The sequence below is a fragment of the Vibrio sp. 811 genome (assembly GCF_033339195.1).
This window is the reverse complement of record NZ_JAWOUB010000331.1, coordinates 1-756: the sequence shown is the minus strand read 5'-3', so window position 1 is coordinate 756 and position 756 is coordinate 1. Positions and strand designations below refer to the sequence as shown.

The window sequence follows — 756 nt, the reverse complement described above, 5'->3', positions numbered from 1 at the left end:
TAACATCGGTCGTGGTTTCATCGGTAAACTCTTAGCAGACGCAGAAGTCGAGGTCACTTTCGCTGACGTTGATGTACCGCTAGTAGACCAGCTCAGCCACAAACAAGAATACAAAGTGAAAGTGGTCGGTACTGAGTGCAAAATCGACACCGTTACCCATGTCACAGCGGTAAACTCAGCCAGTGAAGACGTGATTGATCGCATCGTCAAAACCGATTTAGTCACCACAGCAGTGGGTCCAAACGTATTAGACATCATCGCGAAAACCATCGCGAAAGGTATCGCCAAACGTTTTGAAGCTGGCAATGACGCGCCACTTAACATCATCGCCTGTGAAAATATGGTGCGTGGCACAACGCACCTAAAAGGTGAAGTGTACAAACACTTAGATAAATCATTGCATGCAAAAGCAGACGAGTTGGTTGGCTTTGTTGATTCCGCTGTCGATCGCATCGTTCCACCAGCAGAGGCCGCCAACGATGACCCATTGGAAGTGACTGTTGAAAGCTTCAGCGAATGGATTGTCGATGAGCAACAGTTCAAGGGCGACATCCCAAACATTGCTGGCATGGAAAAGACTAACAACCTAATGGCCTTTGTCGAACGTAAGCTGTTCACCCTAAACACAGGTCACTGCATTACCGCTTATTTAGGCTGTTTGAAAGGCCATCGCACCATTCGTGAAGCGATTGAAGACCCAAATATTCATGCCGAAGTAAAACAAGCGATGCAGGAAAGTGGCGAAGTGTTGATTCG

1 protein-coding gene is annotated in these 756 nt (G+C 47.4%); it reads left to right on the top strand.

Annotated elements, in window-relative coordinates; translation table 11 throughout:
• The coding region (locus R7Q46_RS26680) for a mannitol-1-phosphate 5-dehydrogenase (RefSeq protein ID WP_318078157.1) at positions 1 to 756 on the top strand (756 nt) is incomplete at both ends.